General features: G+C 63.4%; 27 protein-coding genes. 17 read left to right on the top strand and 10 right to left on the bottom strand.

The window, feature by feature from the left end; all coding sequences use genetic code 11:
- Positions 1 to 55 precede the first annotated feature (55 nt).
- Positions 56 to 1,093 carry an aldo/keto reductase gene (locus LD110_RS22240; protein ID WP_225502118.1) on the bottom strand — a complete coding sequence of 346 codons (1,038 nt, stop codon included), beginning with the start codon at positions 1,091 to 1,093 and terminating at the stop codon, positions 56 to 58.
- 296 nt (positions 1,094 to 1,389) lie between these two features.
- Here LD110_RS22240 and LD110_RS22245 point away from each other — a divergent pair, with 296 nt between their 5' ends.
- Positions 1,390 to 1,881, top strand: coding sequence for a flavin reductase family protein (locus tag LD110_RS22245; RefSeq protein ID WP_225502119.1), 492 nt, complete (start codon positions 1,390 to 1,392; stop codon positions 1,879 to 1,881).
- A 26-nt stretch (positions 1,882 to 1,907) separates the two neighbouring features.
- On the opposite strand, the gene LD110_RS22250 is transcribed toward LD110_RS22245, so the two are convergent.
- Positions 1,908 to 2,663, bottom strand: coding sequence for a hypothetical protein (locus tag LD110_RS22250; RefSeq protein WP_225502120.1), 756 nt, complete (start codon positions 2,661 to 2,663; stop codon positions 1,908 to 1,910).
- 226 nt (positions 2,664 to 2,889) lie between these two features.
- Here LD110_RS22250 and LD110_RS22255 point away from each other — a divergent pair, with 226 nt between their 5' ends.
- Positions 2,890 to 3,315, top strand: coding sequence for a YchJ family protein (locus LD110_RS22255; protein WP_225502121.1), 426 nt, complete (start codon positions 2,890 to 2,892; stop codon positions 3,313 to 3,315).
- Positions 3,316 to 3,337: 22 nt separating this feature from the next.
- On the opposite strand, the gene LD110_RS22260 is transcribed toward LD110_RS22255, so the two are convergent.
- Together LD110_RS22260 and LD110_RS22265 are read right to left on the bottom strand one after the other, a co-directional pair.
- Positions 3,338 to 5,326, bottom strand: a complete 1,989-nt coding sequence (locus LD110_RS22260) for an acyl-CoA dehydrogenase family protein (RefSeq protein ID WP_225502122.1) — start codon at positions 5,324 to 5,326, stop codon at positions 3,338 to 3,340.
- Positions 5,327 to 5,390: 64 nt separating this feature from the next.
- A complete protein-coding gene (locus LD110_RS22265) occupies positions 5,391 to 5,693 on the bottom strand; it encodes a hypothetical protein (protein WP_225502123.1) in 303 nt (100 codons plus the stop codon).
- A 346-nt stretch (positions 5,694 to 6,039) separates the two neighbouring features.
- On the opposite strand from LD110_RS22265, the gene LD110_RS22270 reads away from it, so the two are divergent.
- The 9 genes from LD110_RS22270 to LD110_RS22310 all read left to right on the top strand — a co-directional run bounded on the left by LD110_RS22270 (position 6,040) and on the right by LD110_RS22310 (position 17,582).
- Positions 6,040 to 7,533, top strand: coding sequence for a DUF3375 family protein (locus LD110_RS22270; protein WP_225502124.1), 1,494 nt, complete (start codon positions 6,040 to 6,042; stop codon positions 7,531 to 7,533).
- Positions 7,526 to 8,368, top strand: a complete 843-nt coding sequence (locus LD110_RS22275; protein WP_225502125.1) for a DUF4194 domain-containing protein — start codon at positions 7,526 to 7,528, stop codon at positions 8,366 to 8,368. The genes LD110_RS22270 and LD110_RS22275 overlap by 8 nt, the downstream gene beginning before the upstream one ends.
- Entirely contained in the window at positions 8,365 to 11,835 is a 3,471-nt protein-coding gene (locus LD110_RS22280) for an ATP-binding protein (protein WP_225502126.1), read from the top strand. The genes LD110_RS22275 and LD110_RS22280 overlap by 4 nt, the downstream gene beginning before the upstream one ends.
- Positions 11,836 to 12,019: 184 nt before the next feature.
- A complete protein-coding gene (locus LD110_RS22285) occupies positions 12,020 to 12,208 on the top strand; it encodes a hypothetical protein (RefSeq protein WP_225502127.1) in 189 nt (62 codons plus the stop codon).
- 134 nt (positions 12,209 to 12,342) lie between these two features.
- Positions 12,343 to 13,416 carry an iron-siderophore ABC transporter substrate-binding protein gene (locus tag LD110_RS22290; protein WP_225502128.1) on the top strand — a complete coding sequence of 358 codons (1,074 nt, stop codon included), beginning with the start codon at positions 12,343 to 12,345 and terminating at the stop codon, positions 13,414 to 13,416.
- A 30-nt stretch (positions 13,417 to 13,446) separates the two neighbouring features.
- The gene (locus LD110_RS22295; RefSeq protein WP_225502129.1) at positions 13,447 to 14,538 is read left to right on the top strand and encodes an iron ABC transporter permease; all 1,092 of its coding nucleotides are present in this window, start codon (positions 13,447 to 13,449) and stop codon (positions 14,536 to 14,538) included.
- Between the two features lie 26 nt (positions 14,539 to 14,564).
- Positions 14,565 to 15,638, top strand: coding sequence for an iron chelate uptake ABC transporter family permease subunit (locus tag LD110_RS22300; protein WP_263855456.1), 1,074 nt, complete (start codon positions 14,565 to 14,567; stop codon positions 15,636 to 15,638).
- Between the two features lies 1 nt (position 15,639).
- On the top strand, positions 15,640 to 16,506 hold the full coding sequence (locus LD110_RS22305) for an ABC transporter ATP-binding protein (RefSeq protein ID WP_225502131.1): 867 nt from the start codon (positions 15,640 to 15,642) through the stop codon (positions 16,504 to 16,506).
- Positions 16,503 to 17,582: a siderophore-interacting protein gene (locus LD110_RS22310; RefSeq protein ID WP_225502132.1), complete on the top strand. Its 1,080-nt coding sequence runs from the start codon at positions 16,503 to 16,505 to the stop codon at positions 17,580 to 17,582. Before LD110_RS22305 ends, LD110_RS22310 begins: the two co-directional genes overlap by 4 nt.
- A 28-nt stretch (positions 17,583 to 17,610) precedes the next feature.
- Here the strand turns inward: LD110_RS22310 and LD110_RS22315 are convergent, their stop codons facing one another.
- A complete protein-coding gene (locus tag LD110_RS22315; RefSeq protein WP_225502133.1) occupies positions 17,611 to 18,216 on the bottom strand; it encodes a hypothetical protein in 606 nt (201 codons plus the stop codon).
- A gap of 300 nt (positions 18,217 to 18,516) precedes the next feature.
- On the opposite strand from LD110_RS22315, the gene LD110_RS22320 reads away from it, so the two are divergent.
- Positions 18,517 to 19,314 carry an SGNH/GDSL hydrolase family protein gene (locus LD110_RS22320; RefSeq protein ID WP_225502145.1) on the top strand — a complete coding sequence of 266 codons (798 nt, stop codon included), beginning with the start codon at positions 18,517 to 18,519 and terminating at the stop codon, positions 19,312 to 19,314.
- Between the two features lie 11 nt (positions 19,315 to 19,325).
- Here the strand turns inward: LD110_RS22320 and LD110_RS22325 are convergent, their stop codons facing one another.
- Positions 19,326 to 19,613: a YciI family protein gene (locus LD110_RS22325; protein WP_225502134.1), complete on the bottom strand. Its 288-nt coding sequence runs from the start codon at positions 19,611 to 19,613 to the stop codon at positions 19,326 to 19,328.
- Positions 19,614 to 19,629: 16 nt separating this feature from the next.
- Entirely contained in the window at positions 19,630 to 20,265 is a 636-nt protein-coding gene (locus LD110_RS22330; protein WP_225502135.1) for an NADPH-dependent F420 reductase, read from the bottom strand.
- An 86-nt stretch (positions 20,266 to 20,351) separates the two neighbouring features.
- Between LD110_RS22330 and LD110_RS22335 the strand changes: the two genes are divergently transcribed.
- Entirely contained in the window at positions 20,352 to 20,858 is a 507-nt protein-coding gene (locus LD110_RS22335) for a MarR family winged helix-turn-helix transcriptional regulator (protein WP_225502136.1), read from the top strand.
- Between the two features lie 55 nt (positions 20,859 to 20,913).
- Positions 20,914 to 21,675 (top strand): SGNH/GDSL hydrolase family protein, encoded by a 762-nt coding sequence (locus LD110_RS22340; RefSeq protein WP_225502137.1) that lies wholly within the window; start codon positions 20,914 to 20,916, stop codon positions 21,673 to 21,675.
- A 9-nt stretch (positions 21,676 to 21,684) separates the two neighbouring features.
- Here the strand turns inward: LD110_RS22340 and LD110_RS22345 are convergent, their stop codons facing one another.
- Genes LD110_RS22345 through LD110_RS22355 form a run of 3 tightly spaced genes read right to left on the bottom strand, consistent with a single transcriptional unit; the run spans position 21,685 to position 24,567 of the window.
- The gene (locus tag LD110_RS22345; protein WP_225502138.1) at positions 21,685 to 22,500 is read right to left on the bottom strand and encodes an FAD:protein FMN transferase; all 816 of its coding nucleotides are present in this window, start codon (positions 22,498 to 22,500) and stop codon (positions 21,685 to 21,687) included.
- Complete coding sequence (locus tag LD110_RS22350; RefSeq protein ID WP_225502139.1) at positions 22,484 to 23,059, bottom strand: FMN-binding protein; 576 nt, start codon at positions 23,057 to 23,059, stop codon at positions 22,484 to 22,486. The genes LD110_RS22345 and LD110_RS22350 overlap by 17 nt, the downstream gene beginning before the upstream one ends.
- A complete protein-coding gene (locus tag LD110_RS22355) occupies positions 23,056 to 24,567 on the bottom strand; it encodes a ferric reductase-like transmembrane domain-containing protein (protein ID WP_225502140.1) in 1,512 nt (503 codons plus the stop codon). Before LD110_RS22355 ends, LD110_RS22350 begins: the two co-directional genes overlap by 4 nt.
- Positions 24,568 to 24,987: 420 nt before the next feature.
- On the opposite strand from LD110_RS22355, the gene rpmB reads away from it, so the two are divergent.
- The 3 genes from rpmB to rpsN are packed head-to-tail and all read left to right on the top strand — an operon-like array spanning position 24,988 to position 25,699.
- Positions 24,988 to 25,224, top strand: a complete 237-nt coding sequence (gene rpmB / locus LD110_RS22360) for a 50S ribosomal protein L28 (protein WP_225502141.1) — start codon at positions 24,988 to 24,990, stop codon at positions 25,222 to 25,224.
- Positions 25,224 to 25,391, top strand: a complete 168-nt coding sequence (gene rpmG, locus LD110_RS22365; RefSeq protein WP_003798558.1) for a 50S ribosomal protein L33 — start codon at positions 25,224 to 25,226, stop codon at positions 25,389 to 25,391. Before rpmB ends, rpmG begins: the two co-directional genes overlap by 1 nt.
- A gap of 2 nt (positions 25,392 to 25,393) precedes the next feature.
- Positions 25,394 to 25,699: a 30S ribosomal protein S14 gene (gene rpsN / locus LD110_RS22370; RefSeq protein WP_225502142.1), complete on the top strand. Its 306-nt coding sequence runs from the start codon at positions 25,394 to 25,396 to the stop codon at positions 25,697 to 25,699.
- Positions 25,700 to 26,348: the final 649 nt, after the last annotated feature.

The raw sequence follows: 26,348 nt of genomic DNA on the forward strand, positions 1-26,348 counted from the left end.
AGTCCCATACGTACCCGGAGCCGTGTATTTCAAACTGTGGATTTCTGCCACGCAACTACGAGCGGCGCCGAAGTTCCGCGAATTCCAGGTGCGGGACTACTGTGCCCGCGTCGCGTTCCAGGAAGTTTGTTCCGGGCTGCACAATTTGGTCGATGGCATCCAGCACAGTGTCGCCCAGGACAACATCCGCAGCCTTGAGGTAGTCCTTGAGGTGCTCTTCCGTGCGGGGACCGATGATCACGCTGCTCACGGCGGGGTGGTTGAGGGCGAAGGCCACGGAAAGCTGGACCAGGGAAAGTCCGTTCGCTTCCGCCAAACGAGCCAGGGCATCCGCGGCATGCAGCTTCTGCTGGTTGAAGTGGGCAGTGACATCGAAGCGGCCGGGCACGGCTGCCGCCCTCGAGCTAAGTGGCTGCGGCCAGCCTAAACGGTACGCGCCGGAGAGCCAGCCGCCGTCGAGCGGCCCATAACTCAAAACCCCGACGCCGTACTGCTGGGTGATCGCGAAGACGTCGCGTTCGTTTGCCCTCACCAGGAGCGAGTAAGGCACCTGGTCAACCACCGGCGCAATCAAATGGTTGGTCGTGGCCAGCCATTGCGCTTCCACGAGCTGGGCGGGGGCGAAGACTGACGTTCCGTAATAAAGGATCTTGCCTTGCCGGATCAGGTCATTGAGGGCCGTGATGGTTTCCAACAGGTCCGTGTTGTAATCCGGACGATGGGCTTGGTACAGGTCGATGTGGTCAGTCTGGAGCCTGCGGAGGCTGCCCTCCACGGCCTTAGTGATCCAGCGGCGGGAATTCCCGGAGTGGGCGGGATTCGAACCCATTTGTCCGTGGAATTTTGTGGCCAGGAACACCTCGTCGCGGCGGCCAAGTAACGCCTGGCCCACAATGGTTTCCGCCTCACCCTGCGAATAAATATCCGCAGTATCAATGCTGGTAATCCCCGCGTCCAGAGCGGCATGAATTATCCGAATACTTTCCTCGGAACTGGCCGCCGCCGTCCCAGTCCCGAAGTTGAGCGTGCCCAGGGTCAGCGGGCTGATGGGAACACCCGTGCGTCCCAGGGTGCGTAGTTCGCTCAGGCTCATCTCACGCCTCCCGACGCTGACCTAGGTGTGTTTATGGGAATGAGTCGAGGCTACACATCAGCGGCTGGCTACCGTACGGACAACGTAGGAATTCGTCTTTTTTCGTATTACCCGGTCATGTTGGCGGCTCATAACGAATTGTTAATTGCCCAAAAGTTGACACGCACGTACACAATCGACTTGCGAATACATAAATATTGCTTGCCGACGTTGCCCGTGACTTAGTGGATTTAGTGACCTAGAGCAATCACTGAATGAGCCACGCATCATCAGGGTAGGGAAGGCAGGAACCAGCAATGTCACAGACAGCCGTCGAAGGACAGTCATCCATCAAGGCCGCATTCGCACAATTCCCCACGGGGGTGGCGGCGTTCAGCGCGATGGTCGACTTTGCGCCGGAGGTATTGGTGGCTTCGTCTTTCACCGTCGGTGTGTCGCTGGAGCCGCCCCTGGTGACTTTCGCTGTGCAGAACTCGTCCACCACCTGGCCCAAGCTGAGGCAGGCCAGCCGCATCGGAGTGTCGGTGCTCGCCCGCGGCCAGGAAGAAGCCTGCCTGCAGTTGTCATCAAAGACCCGCGACCGCTTCGCCGGCCTGTCAACATCCGTGACCGATTCCGGCGCGGTGCTGATCGACGGTGCAGTCCTGTCGCTTGAGTGCGAGGTCGTATCCGAAATCCCGGCGGGAGACCACGCGATAGTGGTCCTGGAAGTGAAGTCCACGGGCATCAACAGCGCTGCCGAGCCGCTGATCTACCACGGCGCGGGATTTCGCAGCCTGGCGGCGTAGGGGCACCACCTGCAGTCACTGAAGGGCTAGGCTCCCTTACGTTCAGCCGATCCCGCCATGGCGTTTGACGGCGTTGACGAGGCGGGCCGCTTCTTGCGTGGTCCGTGCGGGTCCACCACCGACTCAACCAGTGGCGCCACCTTCTCCACGGCCTCCGCGGGAGCCTCCGACGGCGGCAGGTCGCGGACGGTGACCACGATTTCCGGCGGTGCCGCCGCCTTTGCCCTCTCCTCGGCCCGGGCATCGGCTTCGGCGACAGCGGCGGCCCACTTGGGGGACATCGCTTGCGTGTGGTGCTTGGTGGTCACCGCCAGCGGCAGGTGCTGTGCACTGCCGGCCTCTGCTGCAGCCCGTACTCCGGCTGGGCTGGCTGGACCCTGCGGAGCCTTCCGCCGAACAAAAACGGAGTTCCACTGGAATTCGCGGAGGGAAGACCATGTGGACTCGAACCACGCGCTGACCAAGACCATTGCCCCGTTGACGCGTGCCGAAATCGGCTGGCGTTCGGCAGCGTCGACACCGGTGCCGGACGTGGCCGCGATGCCTTCAGTGATGCGCGGACGGTGGTGAGGCTGTTCCGGCAGTTGCACAATGTCCAGGGTGCTTTCCCGCCTGGGGAAGATGCCAACCAAGGCGAGGAGTATCACGCTGATCAGCCGGCCAATTCCGGCAAGAACCAGGGTAATCATGACAACAACGGCAAGGCCAACAAACATCACGAATGCGAGTCCCAATGTGCCCAGAAAGGTCAGGTTGAGGGCGATTGTTGTCGGATCGTCCACTTACCCCTCCTGCATGCCGCGGTGACAGTCGAATGCTGCTGCCGTCGAAAGGCGCTGACCCTCGAATGTCTGGCCAAGCCTTCGCCGGCACCTTACTAGACTACTGGCCCCCGAGCACACTCATAGGCGCCAAACCCCTCCGTGAGTGTGGTTGTTTCAAAGCTGTTATCTCCTGTGACAAGGCCTGTTAGCTGCATCTCATGGCCACGGCGGTACGATCTCACCCGTGCCCCACAACCCTTCCTCAAACCGAGACCTCTCCAGACTCCGCGACGGCCGCTGCCCGTGCCTCTCCGGCGAGCAGTACGACGATTGCTGCGGACGATTCCACCGCGGCGATGCGGACGCTCCAACGGCGGAGCAGCTAATGCGGTCGCGATACTCCGCTTTCGTGGTGCTGGACGCCGAATACCTCCTGCGCACGTGGCATCACACCACACAGCCCTCGTCGCTGGACCTGGATGGCGGCATTGAATGGCGGCGCCTGGACATTGTGTCCACCCAGCGTGGCGGGCCGCTGGATGCTGAAGGCGTGGTTAAGTTCGCGGCGCACTTCAGGCACGACGGCGACCGCGGCGTTCAGCGCGAAACCAGCCGGTTTGTCCGTGAGGGCGGCCGCTGGTACTACGTCGACGCGCTCTCGCTCGCTTAGGCGCCCCTCCCGGAGGGGTGGTTCAGCGATACCGCCGGTGCAGGCTTTCCTTCATCGACGGTCCAAGGTCGGTGCTGGCGATCCACGGCCCGGTTCCCTCGGACTGGTCAAGGACGCCTTCTTCCAGCCAGCGGTAGGAACCGGACAGAACTTTGGCAGCCAGGTGGCGGTCGTCGTCGTCGGTGTTCCGCCACAGCTGCCCAAAGTATTCGTCCACCCTCAACCGCGCCTGTTCACAGTACGCCTCAGCCAGCTCGAAGGCCGCAGCACCGCGCTCCGGGGCGGTGCGCAGCAGCATCTCCGCGCGCGAGCAGCATGCCGCCATCGCGAACAGTTCGGCGCCGATGTCAACAATCCTGCCCAGGAACGCCTGCTTGTGCTCCAGCCCGGCCTGCCAGCGGCCCATGCCGTAGAAGGTCTGCCGCGCCAACCGCCGGGACGCGCGTTCGACGTACCTGAGCTGCTTGGCCAGCCTGCCGAAACCGGCGTAGGACCGCGGGTCCATGCCCGCGCCAGCCACCAGCTTGGGCAGCCACCGCGCGTAGAAGCCTGAGGCCCCGACGGCGGCGCGGGCCTTGTCCTGGAGGCTCGCCTCGGCGGAGGCCAGGTCGCCTGCGGCCGTCAAGTGCGCGTCCACGGCCTCGCGTGCGATCAGGAGTTTCATGATCTCGGAGGAGCCCTCGAAGATCCTGTTGATGCGCAGGTCGCGAAGAAGCTGCTCCGCGGCTACGGCCCGTTCGCCGCGTGCCTCGAGGGAGTCGGCTGTCTCGAAGCCACGGCCACCCCGTATCTGGACGAGTTCGTCGGCGATCTGGCAGCTCAGTTCGGTGGACCACAGCTTCGCCAAGGCCGCTTCGATGCGGACGTCCTTTTGCCCTGCGTCGGCCATTTCGGCGCAGAGCTCGAACACCGCGTCCAATGCGAATGTCGTTGCGGCGATGAACGCGATCTTCTTGCCAACGGCCTCATGTTTGCCGATGGGACGTCCCCACTGGGTGCGGGCGTTGGACCACTCACGGGCGATCTTCAGTGACCAGCGGCCGGCGGCGACACACAGCGCAGGGATGGACAAACGCCCGGTGTTGAGGGTGGTGAGGGCGATCTTGAGGCCTTGGCCTTCGCGCCCCAACCGGTTGGCGGCGGGCACGCGTACCTGGTGGAAGCGCGTTACCCCGTTCTCTATGCCGTGCAGGCCCATGAACGCGTTGCGGTTCTCCACCGTGATGCCGGGCGAGTCCATCTCAACCACGAACGCCGTGATGCCGCCCTTGTGGGCAATGCCGTGGGAGTCGGTGTACGGCGGGACAACGGCCATCACCACCACGAGCTCGGCTATTACGCCGTTGGTTGTCCAAAGCTTGACGCCGTCCAGGATGTAGTCCCGGCCGTCGTCCGTGGGGACGGCCCGGCTGCCCATCCTGGCGGGGTCGCTGCCTACGTCCGGCTCGGTGAGAAGGAAGGCCGTGATGGCTCCTGCAGCGCAGCGGGGGAGATATTCGCGTTTTTGTTCTTCGGTGCCGAACACCTTCACTGGCTCCGGAACGCCGATGGATTGGTGGGCCGAGATGAGGGCGCCGATGCTTGGATGAACCGAACCCAACAGCGCCAACGCCCGCCCGTAGTAAACCAGGGATAACCCCAGCCCGCCGTACTCGCTGGGAATCTTCATTCCGAACACACCGAGCTTCGCCAAGCCGGCAATGTAGTCGTTGGGAATTCGCGACTCGCGCTCTATCACCCGGCCGTCAAGCGTTTCGCAGTAGGCCTGGAGCCGGGCCATAAACGCTTCCCCGCGTTCCACGTCGTCGGGGCGGGCCTGCGGCCAGGGATGCACCAGGGACAGGTCAAAATTGCCCAGGTAGAGGCCTTTTGCGAAGCTGGGGCGCTCCCACGCAGTTTCCCTGGCTTCCTCGGCGACAGCCCGCGCCTCTGCGGCTGTGGCGTTGACGGAACCCTTGGCGGCTGAATCCTGGGTGGTGCTGTCTGCCAGATTGTCGGTGGCGGAGCTCATGGTGAATCTCCTCTGGCCGGTTGGGCCGGTTGAGAGCCAGGGTCCGCCTCGGGTTGGGAACCCTTCAGCTATCTCTCAATGCTACCCGCGGGTAGCTTGCGGTGGTAGGTGCCGGTTCGGGCTGAAAATCCACCGGAAGTTCAACCTGCCCCACGTGGTGCACCAGCCGGTCCCAGCCCGCGTTGATGCTGTGGACAAGCCCAACAACCACGGTCTTGAGCACGTACCAGGCTCCGCCCAGGGCGCTAATGAGGACCATGGCCACAAACGCCGCCACGGTCAGGAACAACGCCAGGACCAGGGCGAAGAAGAGAGTGCCGATAAAGACGTACGTGCCTGTTTCAAGCGCCGTGAAATCGAGTTCCATGTTGTCCCCTGTGCACCTTTGCGACGGCCCGGAACGCCGGGTGGAAGTTGTTGAGATGAGAGTATGGTTGCCCGGGCCGCGCAGCCAGCATCCGGACACGCTCGACGCGGCGTTGATACGGGATCGAAACGCTACCTGAGCGTAGATCACGGAATGATCGCGACGGTCACGAAACGGTCGCGGCTACATGGCGGCAGCTTCACCGCCAATTCACCGGATCCCGTTGGCGGAGTGGCTCTGCGTTAACCTTGTAGGTGGCGGTTTTCCATGGGACCGCCGCGTCGGGGGAGCTGGAGATCCCCTGAATTGCTTGCACAGAATCCGCGGTTGCTGAAGGAGAGAGCTCTTGTCCCGTTCGGCGATGTCCTCCGCGGACGCCATGCTGTCGCGGTTGCGCGACCTTGAATCCCTCACCAAGGGCCCGGCGTGGGCGCTTACCCGCTCGGCGCCGTGGGTGATCGCGGTTCTCCAGGCATCCTTTACCCGCTCCCGGCCGCAGCTTCCGCTCGAAGAGTTCCATGCCGACGTCGACGCCTTCCTGGAGCAGCTGCGGAAGCAGGCCGCGCACTTGCGCCGGCAGGACGGCTCCGATGTCGAACAGCAGCCGGGCGGCCAGCTGACCGGCCGCAAATACGCGGACGAGTGGACCCGGAAGCAGTTCCTGACCAGGCGGGTCCAGTCCGGCCAGATTGTCTACGAAGTGACCGAAGCTGCGGCGCGTGTGCTCGCGTTCCTGGACAGTCTGTCCAGCGATCGCTCCACGCTCAACGGCTCGCGGCTGGGTACGCTGCTGAGCGACGTCGAGAAGCTGGCCAATGAAACCAACCCGGACCAAAGCGCCCGGCTCGAAACCCTGGAAGACGAGATCCAGGAACGCCAACAGCTCATCGAGGACATCAGCTCTGGTGATTTTGATGGTTTGCTGGGCGACGATGAGGCCGTGGAAGCCGCAGGCAACATCCTGGACCTCGCCGCGAGCCTGCCCGCGGACTACAAAAAGATGCGCGACCGCATCGAGGAACTGGTAGGCGAGCTCCGCAACCACATCATCGAGGAGTCGCTAAGCAAGGGCGCCACCATGGCGCAGGTGCTCGACGCCGACCGTCGCCTGCGGCAAAGCCCCGAGGGCAGGACCTTCCGTTCGTTCACGGCGTTTCTTGAGGACCCGCAGCAGCAGTTGCGCTTCCGCTCGGCCATCGGCGAGGTCCTGAGCAGGCAGTTCGCGGACGAGCTCAGCCAAGAGGACCGCGAAACCCTCAAGAACCTCGTGGCGGAGCTCCGGACGCAGCATAGCCAGATCCAGCGGATTTACGGCAAGCTGTCCGAGAGCCTCAACACCTACGTCCAGAGCGATGACTACCGCCAGTCCGTGCGGCTCCGGAAAGTGCTGCGGGAGGCCGAGCAGGCTATCCGTTCGATGCCATACGAGCGTGACCGGCCCGCGCTGGTCCGGGGGCCTGTCCTGTACAACGCGGCATTCGAGTCGCTTTCCATGGTCAAGTTGTTCGACCCGGACGAGTTTGTGGCGCCGCCGCGGCTGGCTGACCCGATTGCGTTCAGCGACTCGGACCGTGTCCGGTCGCCGCGCACCGCAAAAGCAAGGCCCGACGTCGTCAGGGCGGCTATGGCGGGAACCGGCACTTTGGGCGAGGCGTGGAACAACCTGCCGGATGAAGAACGCCACATTAATTCGGTGCGGAGCCTCCTGTCCGAGGCCCTGCACGGCGGGGCCTCGTTCGATGACGCCTCCTGGGAACGTATTGACTTCGAACAAATCGACGGCTCTACCCGCACGGCTTACCTGCCGCTGGTCACGCTCACAAAGGATTCCGATGACTGAAGCTTCCGAAGACGTCCGCGCCGCCGAGTCGGATGAAGCTCCCGTGACGCCGGCTGCAGAGCCCAGAACCGATCCTTTCCGCGTGACGCCCCGCGATACGTTTGTTGACGGGGCCGCGCTGTTCCCCGGTGATACCGGCGTCCTTCCGATGAAGGTACGTACCGCCCTCGTCCGGCTGCTCAAGGGCCCTTACGTCGACGGCGGCCGCGACGAGAAGCTGTGGACCACGCTGCTGGATAACCAGGAGATCCTCCGGAGCCGCCTGTCGGAGCTGTTCCTGTCCCTGCAGTTGGACCACGAACGCAAGATCGCGGTCCTGCGTCCGGTGGACCCTGAAGCGATCGGCGGCGGCGCCCGGTCCAGCATCCTCCGCCAGCAGCGCGCCCTGAGCCGGGTCGAGACCATAGTCCTCCTGCGCCTCCGCCTCCTGTTGGACCGCCACATCACGGCCCAGACGGATCCGACGATCACCCGCGAAGAAATCTCGGACCTCGTTGCGCACTACCAACCGGCAGGGCAGCAAGACGCCCTCAGGGACGCCGATGTTGTCACCCGCACCATCAGCAAGCTCCAGGCCCGCCAACTCCTCCTCCCCACGGACCTGGAGGACGTCTACACCATCTCCAATGCCCTCCCGCTGGCGCTCCCTTTCGAAAACATCGGGGATATCCCGGCCCAAATCGAAGCGCTGGTAGCGGTTGCATCGGATGAATCCGGCACTGAACCTCTGCTCGAGCTCACGAATTCAGAGGATGAGGGAGACGGAGACGAAGGGCTGGCATCCACCGCGGCGGCGGACGCAACCACGGACACACACAAGGAGGCCGCCAAGTGACCATCGCGACCATGCTCCCGTTGGGTGAGCAGATCAACCCTGGCCAGATGCGTCTCGCCTTGGTGCAGGTGGTCAACTGGGGCACCTTCCACGGGGCGCATGTTATCCGCGTGGACCGTAATGGCACTCTGCTCACGGGCAACTCGGGCGTGGGCAAGTCGACGTTGTTTGATGCGATCCTGCGTGTGTTCGACGCCCGTCCCCGCTCGAACGAGGCCGCGGCACAGCGTGCGGGCGGTGCTGTGGAGGACAAGAGAACCACGTTCACGTACATGCGCGGCAAAGTGGGCGACAAGGCCGTTGGGGAGGGTTCAGCGAGCGCCTATCAGCGGCCTGGGGCCACCTGGTCCGCCGTTGGGCTGACGTTCGACAACGCGGCTGGCACCACGGTGACGGTTTCCGCGTTGTTTGATCTTCCCAAGAACGGCACGGAGTCCAACGTCGGCCGCTTTTATGTGATCGACAGCAAGCCGCTGGACCTCGCCGCGATCGAAGGTATCGCGGACAAGCGTTTCACGCGCTCTTCCTTGGAGGCGACGTTCCCGGAGGCGCAGGTTTTTGATGTGCACAAGGCGTTCGCGGAGCGTTTCCGGCGCTTGCTGGGCATCAATTCGGACCAGGCGCTGCCACTGCTGCGGGTCATCCAGGCGGGCAAAGGCCTGGGCGGCAGCGTGAACACGTTTTTCCGCGACCAGGTGCTGGATGCCCCGGCCACTCTGGCGGCCGCGGATGACGTGGTGGAGGAGTTCTCCAATCTGATGTCCATCCGGCAGCGGCTGGAGGATGTGCGACAGCAGCGTGACCAGCTCGCCCCGGTTCCGGGACTCAACAAGGAATACGCCGATGCCCTGCTGGAAGCCAACCGGCTGCGGGAATTGTTGGGCGGGGAGTTCGACGCGTTTCAACAGCAGCTGGCCGTCACCGTCCACGCGCGTACCCTGGCGCGCATCAAGGAACTTGCCCAGGCGAAAGCCAAGGACCTTGCAGCCGAGCGGCAGGTCCGCGACGGGCTGGCGAAGGAGCTGCGGCAGCTGGAGTCTGACTACAACAACCGCGGCGGCAACGCGATTTCCGCGATTGAGCAATCGGTGGACAACGCCCGGGAGAGCCTGCGGCTGCGCCGCCAGGTCCAGGACGCCGCACAGAAAGCCCTTGATGACGCGGGGCTGGCCATTGAGTGGTCTGAGGAGGGCTGGGCGCAGGCGCACGAGCAGGCGGCGGACAGGTCGGTGGAACTCAAGGACGATTCCGAAGCCCTCAAGGAACTGCGCTTTGAGGCTTTCGACACCCATGCCACGCTGAAACGTGAATTGGAGGCCGCCCGGCAGGAGCTCATGTCGCTCCAGGGGAGCAAGTCCCTCATGCCGCCGTCGAGCCTTGAAAACCGTGCGGCAATTGCCGCGGCTACGGGTGTTCCAACGGAACGACTGCCGTTCGCTGGCGAGCTGATCGACCTGTTGGAAGGCGAGGAACGGTGGCGTCCCGCGGCGGAGCGCGCCTTGAGGAGCCTGGCGACGACGTTGCTGGTACCTGGCGAGCACTTCGCTGCGGTGACCCGCTACCTGAACGACCATTCTGTCCGTGGCGCGCTGCGCGCCGTCGACATTTCAAAGCCGCTCGCGGGCGGCGCGCTGGCTGTGGAGGACGTGTCCGACGGCGATCTGCTCACCAAGTTGGACATCCTCGCCATTAGGCACAGCGCCGACGCCGGCGAATGGGTCCGGGAGCGGATCGCCCTGGATTACGCGTATCCGTGCGTCGAGGACCCGGACGAGCTTTCTGGCCTTGAGAGGGGCCTGAGCCTGGGCGGCGTGGTGAAGCGCAACCGGCACACCGTGGAGAAAGACGACCGCTTTGTGGGTCGCCAGGACTACGTGCTGGGCTTCGACAATGCGGCAAAACTGGAACTCGTCGCCGCCAAGGTGGGCGAGTTGGAGAATGAGCTGGCCAAGGCCGCAGAGCTGGCGCAAAGCCGGGAGGATTCCCACCAAGGAATGGCGCGGCAATTGGAGGCTCTCCGCAGGGTTGCCGACGATGAGCGCGCCTGGGAAGAGGTGTCCGCCGATGTTGCCGCTGAGGAACTGGCCCGCATGGAGCAGCGACTCAAAGATGCCCTGGCCGCGCAAGCGGACCTGGAGCCGTTGCGTGCCAACATCGAGGAAGTTCGCGAGAAGCATCAGGCGGCTACCGGGTCCGCGGCCGTGCTGCAGAGTGAGTACAGGGCGCTGGACCAGCAACTCACTTCGGCTGACTCGCTGCTCGAAGCAGCCCGCAACCGACTGCAGCAGGCACCCCCTGCGGCCGGCACCGTTACGGCGCTGGAGCCCTACTTTGCCGAGTTTGGCGAGGTTTCGGAGTTCCACGAACTGGAAAACCTCGCTAACAGCGTCCGGTCAAAACTGGTCGCCGAACTGCACGCCGCAGAGTCCCGGGGCCAGGCCACCGCAGAACGCCTGACCCGCATCTTCGACGGCTTCGTGCGTGAATGGGGTGCGGCGATTTCCGCGGACCACGGCACCGCGATCGGCGCAGCGGGCGAATTCGAGTCGCGCTACCACCAAATCGTCAGCGAGGGACTGCCTGCCCAGGAGGCCGAGTTCCGGGAATTCTTCAACCAGCGCACCCACGAATCGTTCAGCACGCTCCTGCACCTCCTCGATGAGGAACGCCGGGCGATTACCAGCCGCATCCTGCCGCTGAACGGCATCCTCTCCCAAGTGAACTTCCACGAGGGAAGTTACTTGGAATTGGACATCAAGCAGACTCTCCCGGCAACTGCCAAGCAATTCAAGGACGCCATCCAAAACGCCCTGAAGGCGCGGCACACCCGGCGCGCGGCGGGCACCGGCGCCGCTGTAGCCGACGACGACGCCGAGCTCACCTCGCGCTACAAGTCGCTGGAAACGCTGGTCAAGCGCCTTGGTTCCCAAACCCCTGAGGACCGCCGCTGGCGTGCGGAGGTGCTGGACGTGCGTGGTCACCTCTTTATCCAGTGCAAAGAGCACCGCGAGGTGCCCGGCACGGGCGGCAAACTCGGTGGCAAGCTCGGTGGCAAGCCGAAGACCGAGGTGTTTATGCACGCAGACACGGGTTCGATGTCCGGTGGTGAGCGGCAGCGCTTCACAGCTTTCATCATGGCCGCCGCACTGAGCTACCAGTTGGGCATCGCCGAGCAGGGGTTCACAACATATGGCACGGTGATGATGGACGAGGCGTTCGTCCTGGCGTCGGAGGAGTTTGCAGGTGCCGGCATCAAGGCGCTGCACGAGTTCGGCTTCCAGCTCCTGCTGGCCGCTCCTGAGAACGTTATTGACCTCTCACGCCATTTGGGATCTGTCACGGAAATCCTCCGCGACAAGCGAACCAACCGCTCCGGCGTCCTGAGCGCACCCGTGATCAGGCCTGATTCTGCCGTTCCCGGACACTGGAGGTCGGAGGCCAACCCCGTGGACATCGTGCTGCGCTGAACCCTTCCCTTGCGGAACCGAACCCTGCCGTACCGGCCCGTTAGGCCCCTTAATCCGACGAAGTGTTTTATCCGCCGCTAACACTGCATTAATGCACCCTTAACACAGCCATTGGAGGCTTGCATAACGGGTGGTAGTCTGCCGCCTGAGGAGGCCCAATAACTCGAAGGGGAGCGGCATCATCATGCCCGTTCAGGAACACGGCGAACCACGGCACGACCTCCAGAATCTCAACGTCCGCGAGGATGTGGCGCTCACCGGTCGCTGCGGCAATGTCCACCTCGCTACGGGCCGTATCTGCACCCTCCCGGCCCGCCATCCCGGACCCTGCCAGTTCGTTTCTCCGGACGAGGCCAACAGAATCCTGTCCTAGGAACTCAGCAAAACCACCTTTGTCGGGCACGTAGGATTAGTCACGTCGGGCAATTATGGGACAAAAACGTTTCTTAATTATGGTGAGGGTAGGCTAGCCTTACTTAGGTTTACTTCACCCACCTAAGGAGTCCCGTGGCTTCCGTTCGTCCACGCCGCGCCCTGCTCAAGTCAGCAGGCGCAGCCACCGCCGCCCTTGCCGCCGTCGCGCTGTCCCTGACCGCTTGCTCCACCGGTCCTGCCCAGTCCAGCCAAGCGCAGGCGCCGCAATCCGTGAGCGCCCAGTTCCCCGTCACCATCAAGCACGTGTTCGGCGAGACCACCATCAAGGCCCAGCCCAAGCGCGTGGTGACCATCTCCTGGGTCAACGACGACGTCGCGATCGCCCTGGGTGTTGTGCCCGTGGGCGTCCCCAAGAATGATTGGGGCGGAAACAGCAAGGGCTCAACGCCGTGGAAGGACGCTGCGCTGGAGAAGCTCGGCGCAGGATTCGGCACAGGCAAGGCGCCGGTCCAATTCTCCGAAGCCGACGGCGTCAACTTCACGGAGATCGCCAAGCTCAACCCTGATGTCATCCTGGCCGCCTACTCCGGACTCAAGGAAGACGAGTACAAGAAGCTCAGCGAAATCGCCCCCGTGGTAGCGCAGCCGGAGCTCGCTTATGGCACGTCCTGGCAGGACAGCACCAAGATCATCGGCAAGGCCCTCGGCAAGGAAACTGAAGCATCCAGGCTTGTCTCCGATACCGAGGCCACCATCAAGGAGAAGATGTCCAAGTATCCGCAGATCGCGGACAAGTCCTTCATCTACGGCAACCTCGAGCCGGCCAAGAGCGACGGAGTCAACGTCTACACAGCCAACGACAACCGGCCGCGCTTCCTCTCCGCGATTGGCATGAAACTCGCTCCTGTCGTGGAGCAGAACAGCAAGGGCAGCAAGGAATTCTTCATCCCGTGGTCCGCGGAAAAGGCCAATGAACTGCAGTCCGACATCTTTGTGACGTGGGTGCCGGAAGCCAAGACCATCGACGCCATCAAAGCCGACCCGCTCCTCGGCCAGATCCCGGCTATCAAGAAGGGCGCCATGGTGGCCGACTCGGACAACACGCTCACGCTCTCCATCTCAGCGTCCTCGCCGCTCAGCCTGCCCTGGTCCGTGGACAAGTTCCTTCCGCTGCTCGCCAAGGCAGCCGACGCCGCCGGCAAGTAGCCGGGAACGCAGAGGGAATCCAAAGCAACCATGACAAAAAGCACAACGACGGCGGCCGCGCCCCAGGGAGACCTGACCGTTCCGCGCGACTCGGCTGCCACTGGCGGCTCACCCATGGCACGCCGTCGGCCCTCCATCCAAGCAGCGGCGTTGCTGGCCGCCGTCGTTGTGCTCCTTGCCATCTGTATGGTGTCCCTGGCCGTTGGCGCCCGGGCCACATCCTTCCAAACGGTTATCCAGGCACTGACCGAATTCGACCCGGCCAATGGCGACCACGCAGTGGTCCTTGCCCGCATCCCGCGGACCACTTTGGGTCTCCTCGCCGGTGCCGCGCTTGGCCTGGCAGGAGCGGCCATGCAGGGAATCGCCCGCAACCCCTTGGCCGACCCGGGCATTCTCGGAGTCAACGCCGGGGCCGCGCTCGCTGTGGTCACGGGCATTTACGTTTTCGGCGTCACCGCCCTGACCGGGTACATCTGGTTCGCTTTCATCGGAGCTGCGGCGGCCGCCGTCGTTGTTTACGCCATCGCCGCGATGGGACGCGACGGCGCCACGCCAGTGAAGCTTGCGCTGTCAGGTGCGGCGCTGAGCGCAGGACTGTTTTCCCTCATGAGCAGCATCCTCGTTTCGAGCCAGGACACCTTGGACCGGTTCCGGTTCTGGCAAGTGGGCGGAATTGCCGGCCGGGAATGGTCCGTGGTTCTCCCGGGCATTCCGTTCCTGGGGCTGGGGGCGCTGATCGTGCTGGCTTCCGGGAGGATCCTCAACGCGCTGGCACTGGGCGACGACGTCGCCCGCGGACTGGGACAGAACGTGGCACTCGCGCGGGTGGTTACCGCCGTCGGAGTGGTCTTGTTGTGCGGCTCGGCCACGGCACTGGCCGGACCCATCGGTTTTGTGGGACTGGTTGTGCCACACGCGGTGCGGTACTTCACCGGTCCCGACTATCGCTGGATACTGCCGTTCTCCCTGGTGGTTGCTCCCGCGCTGCTCATCGCCGCAGACGTGGTTGGCCGCGTTGTGCTGCTACCGGGCGAAGTCCCCGCCGGCATTATGACTGCGATGCTTGGCGCTCCCGTGTTTGTGTGGCTCGTCCGGCGCGGGAAGGGAGCAGGACTGTGAAGACCGCCGTCGAACCCCCACGCGAGATGGCATTTAAAGCCAATGTTCCGCGCAAACATTGGCATCTTCTGCCAACTCGCGCGGTGAACGGGCGCACTGTCGTCCTTGCAGCAGCCGTGGTGCTGCTTTTCGGTGCGTACGTGCTGCTCGGCAGCTACACCGTCACCATCCCGGATTTCTTCACCATTGTCATCGCCCATCTCACAGGCGGAGAAAGAATACCGAGTGCGAGCTTCATTGTGATGGAGCACAAGCTGCCCAGGGCTGTTGCTGGCCTGTTTGTCGGTGTGGCTTTTGGGCTTGCCGGTGGCTTGTTCCAAACCATGCTGCGCAATCCCCTGGCCAGTCCCGACGTTATCGGTGTCAGTTATGGAGCGAGCGCCGCGGCCGTGACGGCGATTGTGGTGTTCGGTGCCACCGGCGCGGCAGTATCGTTCGCGGCCCTGGGCGGGGCAGCCGTGGTCGCCGCCCTGATCTACGCGATGTCCCGCGGCGGTTCGGCTGGCAGTCCGCGAGGCCAAGCGGCTGGCAACAGGCTCATCCTGGCCGGCGTCGGCACCGCGGCGGCCCTCACCGCCGTCGTGAATTTCCTCCTGACCCGGGCGGACATCCGAACCGCAGCGGACACGCTCGTGTGGCTCAACGGTTCGCTGAATCCCGCAACCTGGGAACGTGTTGGGCTGCTGTTCGCGGGCCTTGCAGTCCTGCTCCCCGCCGCGGCAGCCCTGGCGCCGGCCCTGCGGATCCTGGAATTGGGCGACGACGCCGCTTCCGGGCTGGGGGTCCGCGTCAACGCCGTCCGGCTCGGAATAGTCCTTGTTGCCGTTGGCCTTGCGGCAAGTGCGACGGCGGCAGCCGGACCGGTCTCATTCGTCGCCTTCCTCGCCGCTCCCATCGGTCGACGAATCGTCGGATCACCGAGTCTCCCGGCAGCGGCATTGACCGGGGCTGCGATTGTCCTGGCGGCCGACTACTTTGCCGCCAACATTGCCCCCATCGTTCTCGGCGGCACTGTCCTTCCTGTCGGTGTCGTTACGGGAGCCCTGGGTGCTCCCTTCCTCTTATGGCTGCTCGTCACGTCCAAGCGAAAGGAAAGCTGACATGGCCCAACTGATGGCTCGGGAGCTCACGCTGCAGTACCAGCAGCGACGGGTGATCGAGGGGCTCTCCACCCGGATTCCGGAGGGCAAGGTGACCATGATTGTAGGCGCCAACGCTTGCGGCAAATCCACGCTGCTGCGCGGGCTTTCCCGCCTGCTCAAGCCCGCCGGTGGCTCAGTTGCCCTTGATGGCAAGGACATCCACCTCCGGCCTGCCCGTGAACTGGCCCGAACTCTCGGACTCCTGCCGCAGCACCCCAGCGCCCCTGAAGGAATCAGCGTCCAGGACCTGGTTGGCCGGGGTCGTTATCCGTACCAGGGACTCTTTCGCCGACACACTGCCGAGGACAACGCGGCCATCCACCGGGCGTTGGAAACCACCGGAACCCTTGAACTCGCCGCGCGGAACGTGGACGAGCTCTCCGGAGGCCAGCGCCAGCGCGTCTGGATCGCCATGGCCTTGGCACAGGAAACGGAGGTCCTGCTCCTCGATGAGCCAACAACCTACCTTGACCTGGCGCATCAGGTAGAGGTCCTGGACGTGGTGACGGATTTGAACCGGAATCGCGGAATCACGGTGGCAATCGTCCTGCACGACCTCAACCTTGCGGCCAGGTACGCGGACCACATGATCGCCATGAAATCCGGCCGCATCGTTGCCGAAGGACCTGGAAATGACGTCCTGACCGAGAACCTGGTCCGCGATGTCTTTGGCCTGGAATGCCGTGTGGTGCCGGACCCGGTATCCGGAACACCGTTGATCATCCCCATTGGCAGGCACGTCCCCATCGGCAGGCACGTCCCCATTGGCGGGCGCCAGGCAGATGGCAAGCAGCCCACACCCAAGGAACTGGAGATCGCCTCATGAGTGCAGAATCAACACCCGCCACGTCACTGCAGCGGCGTGGGTCCGCCGTTGAGCCCATGACGCTGGCGTTCCCTGTCACCGTCACGGCGGTGCACAAACTCAGCCCGAATTTCCGCAGGGTGACGTTCGGCGGATATTCTCTGCGTGATTTCGGAGTCGCAGGAGAAACGCTGGATCTTCGGATCAAGATCATGATTCCATCCCGTGACGCAGATGGCAGGCAGTTGCCACTGCCGGAATTCAGGACGGACCAAGCAGGCTGGTACCAGGAATGGTTGGCGATGGATCCAGCCGTGCGTGGCGCAATGCGCACGTACACGGTGCGGAATGAACGCCTGGATTCCGTGTACCCGGAAATCGACGTTGATTTTGTGATGCATTTTGATGATCGCTCGGCAGGGCACAAAAGTGGAGGGCCGGCCGCCAACTGGGCCCTCACCGCGCAGCCCGGAGACACCCTCACGATCATCGGACCGAACAACCGCGCTGCCCACTGCGTCACGGCTGAGGTGTATTCGGGCATTGAATGGCGCCCGGGGTTAGCGCAGCGGATCCTCTTGGCCGGAGACGAGACGGCGGTGCCGGCCATCAGCGCCATTCTCTCCAGCCTTCCCGCTGACATGACGGGACACGCCTTTATGGAGGTGCCGGAGGCGGGCGACATCCAGGACCTCAGCTGCGAGGCCGACGTCGAAATCACCTGGCTGGTGCGGGGAGCCTCGATTGGACGCTCACGCCCCCACGGCGAACTCCTCAAGGAGGCCGTCCGCAAGGCAGTGCCCGCTCCCGGCTGGGTGGGCATTAGGGAAGCGGACAGGACCGCCGGACCCGAGCCCGAGGAAATCAACGTGGACCGCGACATCTTGTGGGAGACGCCCGCACGCATGGATGCCGCGGCCATCGAGGCAGGGAAGAACCCGGACAAGCCTGCGGGAGCGCTGCCGTTCTACGCGTGGATCGCGGGCGAGGCTGGCGTGGTCAAGGAGATGCGCCGCTACCTGGTATGCGACGTCGGCATCGACCGGAAACAGGTGGCGTTCATGGGGTACTGGCGAGAAGGCAAAGCCGAACTGTGACTTCGCTCCGGGAGTCCGGAGAGGGGGGCTAAGCCTTCCGCGGCACCTCAACATAGAAGACGTAACCGGAGGTGAAGGGCTTGGACCAATCCCGGTGGTGCATTGCCGGCCGGTACAGGTGTCCGTAGGGGTCGCGGACAGTGACGTAGTTGAGGCTCGAGCCGTGGCCCAGCCGGCGGTCGACGTCGGCAAGGCTCGCCAGTTGCTCTACGTTGCCGCCGTCGTTGAGTTCCCAGCCGCCACCTGGGGTGCCGCCTTCCTCCAGTTCCAGGGTTTCGAAGAGATCGGCCAGGAGCCCAGCATGGGTTTCCGGGTGGAAGCGGCGGAGTTTGTGCTGCCCGGCCCCGGACTTGTGGTCCGCAGTCCAGGCTTTGTCCAGCCAATCGAAGTCGACTTTGTGTACAGCGGGGCCAAGGACTGGCTGCCGTCGCGGATCGAGGGCCAGAAGGTATTGCATCCCTCCCCGATCGATAATGCAGGTAGCTTCATTGACGTATTCGAATGCTGCAATGAGGTCTGCCTCGGAGCGATGATAGGAAAATGCGCCGGAATCATCGACCGCCACAAAATCGCGGACGGCTGCGGGATCCTGCGGACCGGGCGTCGCCGGCTGTGGTTGCGGAGAAATAATCATTGCCCTTCAGCTCCAGTTGGGCTTTGGACATGAGGGCCGGTCCCTTATGTCCTGGTATCAATCTCACCACCACAAGGACGCGTACGGCAGATTGCTTGACGTCATCAATATGCTCACGGGCCGGAAATTTACGCTCCGTTTACGCTTTGGAACGGTTCCGAGGCCTTGACAAGGGAGCTTGGCGAGGTCAGCCCTTATTAACCGTGTCTTTCCCCCAACGTTGAGCGTCGTGAGTACAGTGGCCGCGTGGGCAGCTCTTTGCTTGGTCCTGGACCGGATGGGCGACGGGTGTTTGTGGCCATGGGTGACTCTTTCACCGAAGGAGTCGGGGACCGGAACAAGCACCTGCCCAACGGCGTGCGCGGATGGGCGGACCGCGTTGCGGAAAAGCTCGCCAAAGCTGAGCCGGGGTGGGAATACGCCAACCTCGCCATCCGCAGCAAAAGGCTCCGGCAGATCATCCAGGATCAGTTGGAACCGGCGCTGGCCATGAAACCGACGCTGATCACGCTTTACGCCGGCGGGAACGACATTCTGGACTTCGGCACGGACATGGAACAACTCATGGCCGATTATGAGTGGCTCGTGTCGCAATTGGCAGCGACGGGCGCCACGCTGGTCCTGTTCACTGGATATGACGTGAAGGTGTCCGCCGTGCTGGAGCCGCTTCGCCGACGCAACGCAATGTACAACTCACGCGTTCGGGAACTGGCTGGATGGTACGGTGCAGTGCTTCTGGACTACTGGTGCCTGGACGCGTATCACGACAAGCGGATGTGGGACACAGACAGGCTGCACATGTCCAAGGCAGGCCACAAATACATGGCCGCACAGGTTCTTGACCACCTGGGCGTCCAACACTCCTACACCCCCAAGGACTGGGAACCTCCGGCCAAGCTGGGACTGCGCGAATGGGCCCAACGCCAGCGCCAATGGATCCGCGAGTGGGTGCTCCCGCTCTTTCAGCGCAAGCTGCAAGGCATCACCCTGGGAGACTCGCTGAGTCCGCGCTGGCCGGAGCCCGTGAGGGTGCCGCGCAAAGGTGGTCTGCGCAAGGTGGCCGAACGCCAGGCCGCGGCCCGGGCCGCGGGGGAGTGAATGTCCGGTTCCTACTTGTCCAGCAGGTTCTCGAAGCCCTCCGCAGCGCTGGTGACCGTGAATTCTATGATCTCGAATTCGGCCACACCGTTGATGTAGAAGGGGTCCTTGGCGAGTGCCGCATCCAGGGCGGAGCGGTCCGCGGTGGACAGCAGTACGCCACCCACCGCCGGAACGCGGCGTCCGGACGCAACGAACAGGCCGGCGTCGAAGGACTCTTTCACCCAACGCATGTGCGAGGGCCGGTGGAAGTCGACAATATCGTCCGGGACCTTGTAGGTCAGGGAGACAATGAACATGGCCCCAGACTATCGGCTACGGCAGCAGCTTGACCGCGGAGTCCCAGTTGTAGTCCGGGTGGGCGTCGCTGATCTGCAGGTTCATCACCAGCAGCATAAAGGCTTCCAGCTCGCGGGCCCGGCGGAGGGGTCCGACGACGATCGGCCGGAGACCGGCGTCGCTCACCAAATCCGCGACGGCGGCAGTCGCCTCCGTGGAATCGCCCGCCACCAGGACGTCAATCACCTGGCCAGCGACGGAGCCTTCGCCAAGAGTGGCGGCAAAGACAGTATTAAAGGCCTTGACCACGGAGGCATTCGGCACAATTCGCTGAAGCTCTTCCGCCGCGGAGGAACCCGCCGGAACGGTGAGGGAATCGAAGGTGCCTGTGTCCACCGGATTGGAGATGTCCACGATTGTCTTGCCGTTTAATGACTCGCCGTAGGTTTCGAGGATTTCCTTGGACACGGGGAAGAAGGTGGCTGGAACTACCAGACCGCTTTCGACCGCGTCGGTTCCGGTGATTCCGGACGTTCCATTGACCTTGGCGGCAAGTGCGGCTCCCCTGTCTGCACTGCGGCTCAGGACCTGAATTGATTTTCCTGCCCTCGCGGCACGGGCGGCGATTCCAGATGCCATGTTCCCGGTGCCGACGATCGTGATGTCAGCCATGATGTTTACCTCTGTTCCCTTTATTCCAACCCTAGAACTAGATAGTTGAAGCATCAACCATCGAATTTTTCTTCTAAGATGGATCCATGACCGAACCGCGCTGGCTAAACCCCGAGGAACGCCGAGCCTGGCTCGCGCTCCTGAGCATCACCACGCTCCTGCCAGCGGCATTGGATACGCAGTTGCAGAACGCCGGCAAGCTTTCCCTTTTCGACTACAACGTGCTTGCCATGCTGTCCGAAGCGGAGGGGCGGTTCCTCCCGATGAGTGAGTTGGCCGCACGGACGTCAGCCTCGTTGTCCCGGCTCTCCCACGTGGTCACCAAGCTCCAGAAGCGTGGCTGGGTGGAGCGTCAGGCGCACCCCCGCGACGCCCGCGTGACCGTGGCCCATCTCACTGAAGTTGGCTGGCAGACGATCGTCAGCCTGGCCCCCGGACACGTGGAAAGCGTTCGGGACCTCATGATGGACGCGATGACCCCCGACGACGTCAACAACCTTGCACGCATTGGCGAGAAGATCGTTGCCAGGCTCGACGGCGACCACTGGATCCTGCGGGAAGGCCAGGCTAGCCGGGCTAGGCCGGCTAACTAGCCGGAATACACCTGCTATTTTTGTTGCTCCGGGCACCCAGTGGCACACTGACGCTATGGATTTTTCCGCCGTCTATGTCGCACTGGGGGACTCGTTCACTGAAGGCGTCGGGGACGTCGATCCAACACGGCCTAACGGCGTTCGCGGATGGGCGGACCGGGTGGCGGAACAGTTGTGCAGGGCCGATGACGGGCTCGGCTACGCCAACCTCGCTATCCGGGGCCGCAAGCTCAGGTCCATCGTCGCCGAACAGGTGGATGCCGCCGTCGCGCTTAAACCCACTTTGGTGACGCTCTATGCGGGAGCCAACGATATTCTCCGCCCCAAAGTGGACATCGATGCGCTCATGGTGGACTACCAGGCCGCGGTGGAGAAGCTCAGCGCCACTGGCGCCACGGTGGTCCTGTTCACGGGATTCGACGCCCGTGGGTCCAAGGTTTTCAGCAGAATGCGCGGCCGCACGGCCATCTACAACGAACTCGTCCGCGGAATTGCCGGAGACCACGGAGCATTGTTGGTGGATTACTGGCGCTTTTCCGAGTACTACGACTGGCGAATGTGGGCCCAGGACAGGATGCACATGTCCACTGCCGGGCACATCAACATGGCGAGGCGGGTCCTGTCCGTCCTGAAGCACGACGCCGAGATCGAGGTTCCCCCGCTCGAGCCGCTACAGGTTCTGACTCGCACCGAGGCCCTTCGCGCCAACGCCCTCTGGGTACGGGATTTCGCCGCTCCGTGGGTGATGCGCCGCGTCCGCGGCACGTCCTCCGGCGATGGGCTCAACCCCCGCTACCCGGAGCCGATCCGGCTTTAGGCTCCCAAGTCACCCCGCGGCCAGCCTGAACCCCGGCGTGGCGAGCAGTCCGCCGTCGTTCTTGACCACTAAAACGGCCACGTCCCACTCCTCGACGGCCAGATCCAGCGTCCGCTGTCCGCCGACCATAATTGCAGTGGCCAGCACATCCGCGGCAATGATGCCCCGAGCCGCCACCGACACTTGCCGGAACTGCCGCATTGCCAGACCTGATGGCGACAGGCCCGCCGACCAGATGTGCTGTCCACGTTCGGACGTCCCCGACGTCGCCAAGGCATTCATAACCGGCGGCGATCCGCCCAGCGGGAAAGCCGTCAGCAGCGTCCGGCGATCCGCCGGGTCAAGCACCCCAGCCAGCCAAGGTCTGCCACTTCCTGGGACCGGGGAACCGTTCACCAGGACATCGCCGCCCGCATTGAGGCACCAGTCCCGGAGTCCCAAGGCCAGCAGCGATGTCCCCGCCTCGCGGATGGCCTGCGCTTTCACGATGCCGGAGAGGTCTACCACGCCGTCTGGCCGCTCGGGCGTAAACGCCCCACCGGTCAGGATGCGCCAGCGGGCCGCGTCCGCGTAACAGTCGCGCATCACCTCCGACGCCTCCTCCAGCGTCAGCTCGCCCCTCGCCATGGCGCTAGCCTCCGACGCCGGACGGTACAGGCTGAAGATCGAGTCAAGTTCGGTGAAAACACGTTCGACGACGGCGGTGGCCGCTTCGAGTTCGTCGACCGTTGTGTGCGCATCGCCTTTCAGGGGGATAGTGAGGCTGACCACTGTGCCCATGGAAGTGAAGGTGCGGGCACGCAGGGAGCTAGAAGTTTGCTGCATCGAGGGCCGCCTGAAGGGATGTGAGGTACGCCTCGCTGGTGACTGTGGCGCCACTGATGGTTTGCACGTCGGCAGATTGCGCGGCCAGGACCTCTGAACGCAGCAGGGGAGCGGCACGGTTGCTGATCTGTACGGACTTGCGGTCGTCGTCCGTCAGCTTGAGCGCGGTGACATCCGTGATCGTTCCTGCTTTCACGGTCACTTGAACCTGCACCGAGCCGAACCTTGTAGTTACGACGGAGCCTTGGTAGGTGCCGCCAGCCTTCGCGGAGGCTCCTGCGGAAGCGGAACCGGACGTGCTGCCTGAACCGCTGCTGCCTGAACCGCTGTTGCCCGCACCGCTGTTGCCCGAACCGCTGTTGCCTGAACCGCCGTTGCCCGCACCGCCGTTGCCCGCACCGCCGGCGGCCGCTCCGTTTGAGCTTGCATTTCCGTTGGTTCCCGCTGCCGTTGTGGTGATCGAGGCGTTGCTGTCTGAGACGTGGAGGCCGTACTGCCAACCCGCGATCAGGATGCCGGTTGAGGCGATAGCCGCGGATACACCTGCTCGGAATCTCACCAGTCAAACCTTTCGTTGTGGATCTGTTCGTCCTTTGCCCCGGATGACTTGGCGTCTGCAATTACGTGCCGCGTCCACGCCGAGGGACCGCAAATGTAGATGTCGGCATCGGCCAGGTCTGGGGCATAGTCGACGAGGCGGTAGCCAGCATCCGCGGCTTCTGCCGGCAACCAGCCGGCGGCGTCGCGCGCAACGGTGCCGTTCGCGCCGGGGTGACCTCCCGCCGTCGGGGATTTCGCGGCGGTGGCCTGCTGTCTCCTGCTTCTAGGACCGGTGAGGTGGTAGAGGGTTGCTCCGCGGGCCTCGCAGAGCGCCATGATTTCGCGCCCCAGATACAGTTCGTCTGGGCTGCCGCCGCGAAGGATCACGGTGGCGTCGCCGGGGCTGAACGGCGTACTTTCCAGGAGCGCCCGCAGCGGCGTGATCCCGATTCCGGCCCCGATGAGCACCAGGCGTCGACGAGTCCTGGCTGCGCTGCTGAAAAGTCCGTACGGTCCTTCGACGGCCACTTTTGTCCCTGGTTTGAGCGAGGCCAGTGCGGCCGAACCCTTGCCCAAATTTCGGACTGTGATGCGGATCTGCCCCACGCCTGGCGGGCTGGTGGGCCGTGGTTCAGCGGACATACTGAAAGGGTGCGCGTGCCACCATAGGCCGGGAGCCAGGAACCTCCAGATGAAGAACCTGCCTCCGTGTCCCGTGAGCCTGTCCACGTGTAGCCCGTCCATCACGATGCTGACCACACCCGGCGCTTCGGGCACCACGCCGTGGACGGTGAGCTGATGACGGAACGTCGCCCGGAGTGGCGTGACCACTCGGTACCAGATGAGCGCGGCGCCGGTTGCTACGCAGAGGGCCATCCAGTACCAGCGCTGCCATGTTCCCTCAGCGAAGAGCCCACCGACGCTGAACTGATGCGGAATGGATGTTGCCACGGCAAGGTACGTCAAGAGATGGACGCAGTACCAAAACTCATACGGGAAGCGCCGCCGAACGATCACCAGCGACGTCAGCACAATTCCGATGAACAGCGCCAACGATACGAACGCCAGCCACATGTCCGGCACCAGTGTCCAGAGTGCGATCGACTCACTCACTGGATCAAGGCCTTCCGCCATGCCGTAGCCGATTGCCACAAGAACGCCGTGTGCCAAAAGCAGGTACAGCGACGGCTTGCCCAGCCGGCGGTGGAACTCCAAGGCCCGGTCATGGCCAACTGTGGCGTCGATCAACGGAATCCTCGCGGCGAGCAGCAGCATCACGAGCACCAGGTCCATGCCCACCAACCCGGCCACGATCCCAGCAGCCGTGACCGCGTCGCCGACCGTTCCGATAGAGGAGGCACCGCCGTCGGCCAGCCATAAAGCCACCGAGATGGCCAGCGACGACCATAGCCCGACGGCCAGCAGATCGGCCCGGAACATCCGGCGACGGCCCTGCGCCTCGAAGGATGTGGTCGAGGCCGGTTTGTTCGCCAGTTTTGGTGACGGGGGCTTCAGTACTGAGTGCATGAATCCAGCGTGGAAGCCGTCCCTTTCGATCTGCTGTGAAAGGGCTAGAGGCTGGTTGTGACTAGGGTCTTGGCAGTTTGAGCCGGATCCACGGGGTGGAAGCTCGGCAAGAACCTGGGGCCAAACCGGGTCAATTGGTCTTAATTTCTCCCAGACCCTAGAATAGTTAGGCGCTAGGTGGCGCGGAGCGTGTGCAATTGCTCCGGTTGCTGGGAATTTTATCCCGGGGGCCGGTAGTTAGGGGCTCAAGTTGCGTGCATCCTGTATTCGCCCAGTCTCCCGGACTCCATGCGGTTTTCCGTTTTTGTTCGAGGAATGCCGACTTCAATCCATTGAATGAGGGGCTGACGGCGAACGTCGCTTATCGCCGGTGTGTCAGCAATCTGACCGCTGTATTCATTCACACTTTGGAGGAGAGTCATGGCAGCACACTGCCAGGTGACCGGAGCTGAGCCGGGCTTTGGACACAGCATTTCGCACTCGCACCGCCGCACCAAGCGTCGGTTCGACCCGAACATCCAGAAGAAGCGCTACTGGGTTCCGTCCCTGCGCCGTAACGTCACGCTGACGGTTTCGGCCCGCGGCATCAAGACCATCGACGTGCGCGGCATCGACGCAGTCGTCGCCGACATTCTGGCTCGTGGGGTGAAGCTCTAATGGCAAAGGACAAGGACGTACGTCCGATCATCAAGCTGAAGTCCACCGCTGGTACGGGCTACACCTACGTGACCCGCAAGAACCGTCGTAACGACCCGGACCGCCTGGTCCTGAAGAAGTACGACCCCAAGATCCGCCAGCACGTCGAATTCCGCGAGGAGCGCTAAACATGGCTAAGAAGTCCAAGATTGCTCGCAATGAGCAGCGCAAGGTCATCGTTGAGCGCTACGCCGCCAAGCGTGCTGAGCTCAAGAAGACCCTGGTAGACGAAAACGCTACCGACGAAGCACGCGAGGCCGCACGCCTCGGCCTGCAGAAGCTGCCCCGCGACGCCTCCCCGATCCGCCTGCGTAACCGCGACGCGATCGACGGCCGTCCCCGCGGCACCTTCCAGAAGTTCGGCATCTCCCGTGTCCGTTTCCGCGACATGGCACACAAGGGCGAACTTCCGGGCATCACCAAGTCTTCCTGGTAATACCGAAGCCTTCGAAAGGGCCGGCAACCGCAATGGTTGTCGGCCCTTTGGCGTTTAACCGAACGTTTTGAGTGGGCGCCCCTCGGTGGGTATTCAGGCGACATTGCCGTCCTTGCCACCCTCGTGTTGACGGCGGCTGCCCCTCCCGATGGACAGTTGGACTTGATGCAGCCGTTGTTTCGGCAGCTCGTTTGGTCCTGCATTGGGATCTGGTGCTCTGTGACGGGGTTCATAGTGGCGTATTTCTTGTTGGTTGGGCTGGGTTGGCCGGGGATTCCGTGTGTTTTGGGGGTTTTTGGGGTGGTTGGTGGTGGATTTGTGCGGGGATGGTGGGGCGTGTATTGTTTTCTGAGTCGCCGCCGCTGGTGCGGAAAAATAGCGACGAATCCCCTTTCAAACGGAAGCCTTCGTGGTTCGCTTTTGTGGTGTGCGGATGGTTTTGGGGTTCCTGATCTTTTGTGTTGATCGCCGCGGGTTGGTTTTGACCGATTTGCGGGGGGTTGGCGGGTCTGGTAAGTTTGAAAAGTTGCTCCGGAGCGATCCTGGACGGTTGTCTGGGTGGTGTCGGGTGTGCCTGTTGTTTGAGAACTCAATAGTGTGCCATGTTTGTTGATACCGATTTTTTGATTGGTTGAAATGGCTGGGCTGT

This window comes from Arthrobacter sp. M4, from assembly GCF_020251205.1.
GTDB lineage: Bacteria > Actinomycetota > Actinomycetes > Actinomycetales > Micrococcaceae > Arthrobacter.

Excerpts from the sequence above, each read along its gene's own strand:
- LD110_RS22330 (WP_225502135.1), bottom strand. The coding sequence starts at position 20,265 with ATGGCTGACATCACGATCGTCGGCACCGGGAACATGGCATCTGGAATC.
- LD110_RS22335 (WP_225502136.1), top strand. The coding sequence starts at position 20,352 with ATGACCGAACCGCGCTGGCTAAACCCCGAGGAACGCCGAGCCTGGCTC.
- LD110_RS22305 (WP_225502131.1), top strand. The coding sequence starts at position 15,640 with ATGGCCCAACTGATGGCTCGGGAGCTCACGCTGCAGTACCAGCAGCGA.
- LD110_RS22340 (WP_225502137.1), top strand. The coding sequence starts at position 20,914 with ATGGATTTTTCCGCCGTCTATGTCGCACTGGGGGACTCGTTCACTGAA.
- LD110_RS22300 (WP_263855456.1), top strand. The coding sequence starts at position 14,565 with ATGGCATTTAAAGCCAATGTTCCGCGCAAACATTGGCATCTTCTGCCA.
- rpmB (WP_225502141.1), top strand. The coding sequence starts at position 24,988 with ATGGCAGCACACTGCCAGGTGACCGGAGCTGAGCCGGGCTTTGGACAC.
- LD110_RS22245 (WP_225502119.1), top strand. The coding sequence starts at position 1,390 with ATGTCACAGACAGCCGTCGAAGGACAGTCATCCATCAAGGCCGCATTC.
- LD110_RS22275 (WP_225502125.1), top strand. The coding sequence starts at position 7,526 with ATGACTGAAGCTTCCGAAGACGTCCGCGCCGCCGAGTCGGATGAAGCT.
- LD110_RS22355 (WP_225502140.1), bottom strand. The coding sequence starts at position 24,567 with ATGCACTCAGTACTGAAGCCCCCGTCACCAAAACTGGCGAACAAACCG.
- LD110_RS22345 (WP_225502138.1), bottom strand. The coding sequence starts at position 22,500 with ATGCAGCAAACTTCTAGCTCCCTGCGTGCCCGCACCTTCACTTCCATG.
- LD110_RS22295 (WP_225502129.1), top strand. The coding sequence starts at position 13,447 with ATGACAAAAAGCACAACGACGGCGGCCGCGCCCCAGGGAGACCTGACC.
- rpmG (WP_003798558.1), top strand. The coding sequence starts at position 25,224 with ATGGCAAAGGACAAGGACGTACGTCCGATCATCAAGCTGAAGTCCACC.
- LD110_RS22240 (WP_225502118.1), bottom strand. The coding sequence starts at position 1,093 with ATGAGCCTGAGCGAACTACGCACCCTGGGACGCACGGGTGTTCCCATC.
- LD110_RS22310 (WP_225502132.1), top strand. The coding sequence starts at position 16,503 with ATGAGTGCAGAATCAACACCCGCCACGTCACTGCAGCGGCGTGGGTCC.
- LD110_RS22315 (WP_225502133.1), bottom strand. The coding sequence starts at position 18,216 with ATGATTATTTCTCCGCAACCACAGCCGGCGACGCCCGGTCCGCAGGAT.
- LD110_RS22320 (WP_225502145.1), top strand. The coding sequence starts at position 18,517 with ATGGGTGACTCTTTCACCGAAGGAGTCGGGGACCGGAACAAGCACCTG.
- LD110_RS22260 (WP_225502122.1), bottom strand. The coding sequence starts at position 5,326 with ATGAGCTCCGCCACCGACAATCTGGCAGACAGCACCACCCAGGATTCA.
- LD110_RS22325 (WP_225502134.1), bottom strand. The coding sequence starts at position 19,613 with ATGTTCATTGTCTCCCTGACCTACAAGGTCCCGGACGATATTGTCGAC.
- LD110_RS22285 (WP_225502127.1), top strand. The coding sequence starts at position 12,020 with ATGCCCGTTCAGGAACACGGCGAACCACGGCACGACCTCCAGAATCTC.
- rpsN (WP_225502142.1), top strand. The coding sequence starts at position 25,394 with ATGGCTAAGAAGTCCAAGATTGCTCGCAATGAGCAGCGCAAGGTCATC.
- LD110_RS22265 (WP_225502123.1), bottom strand. The coding sequence starts at position 5,693 with ATGGAACTCGATTTCACGGCGCTTGAAACAGGCACGTACGTCTTTATC.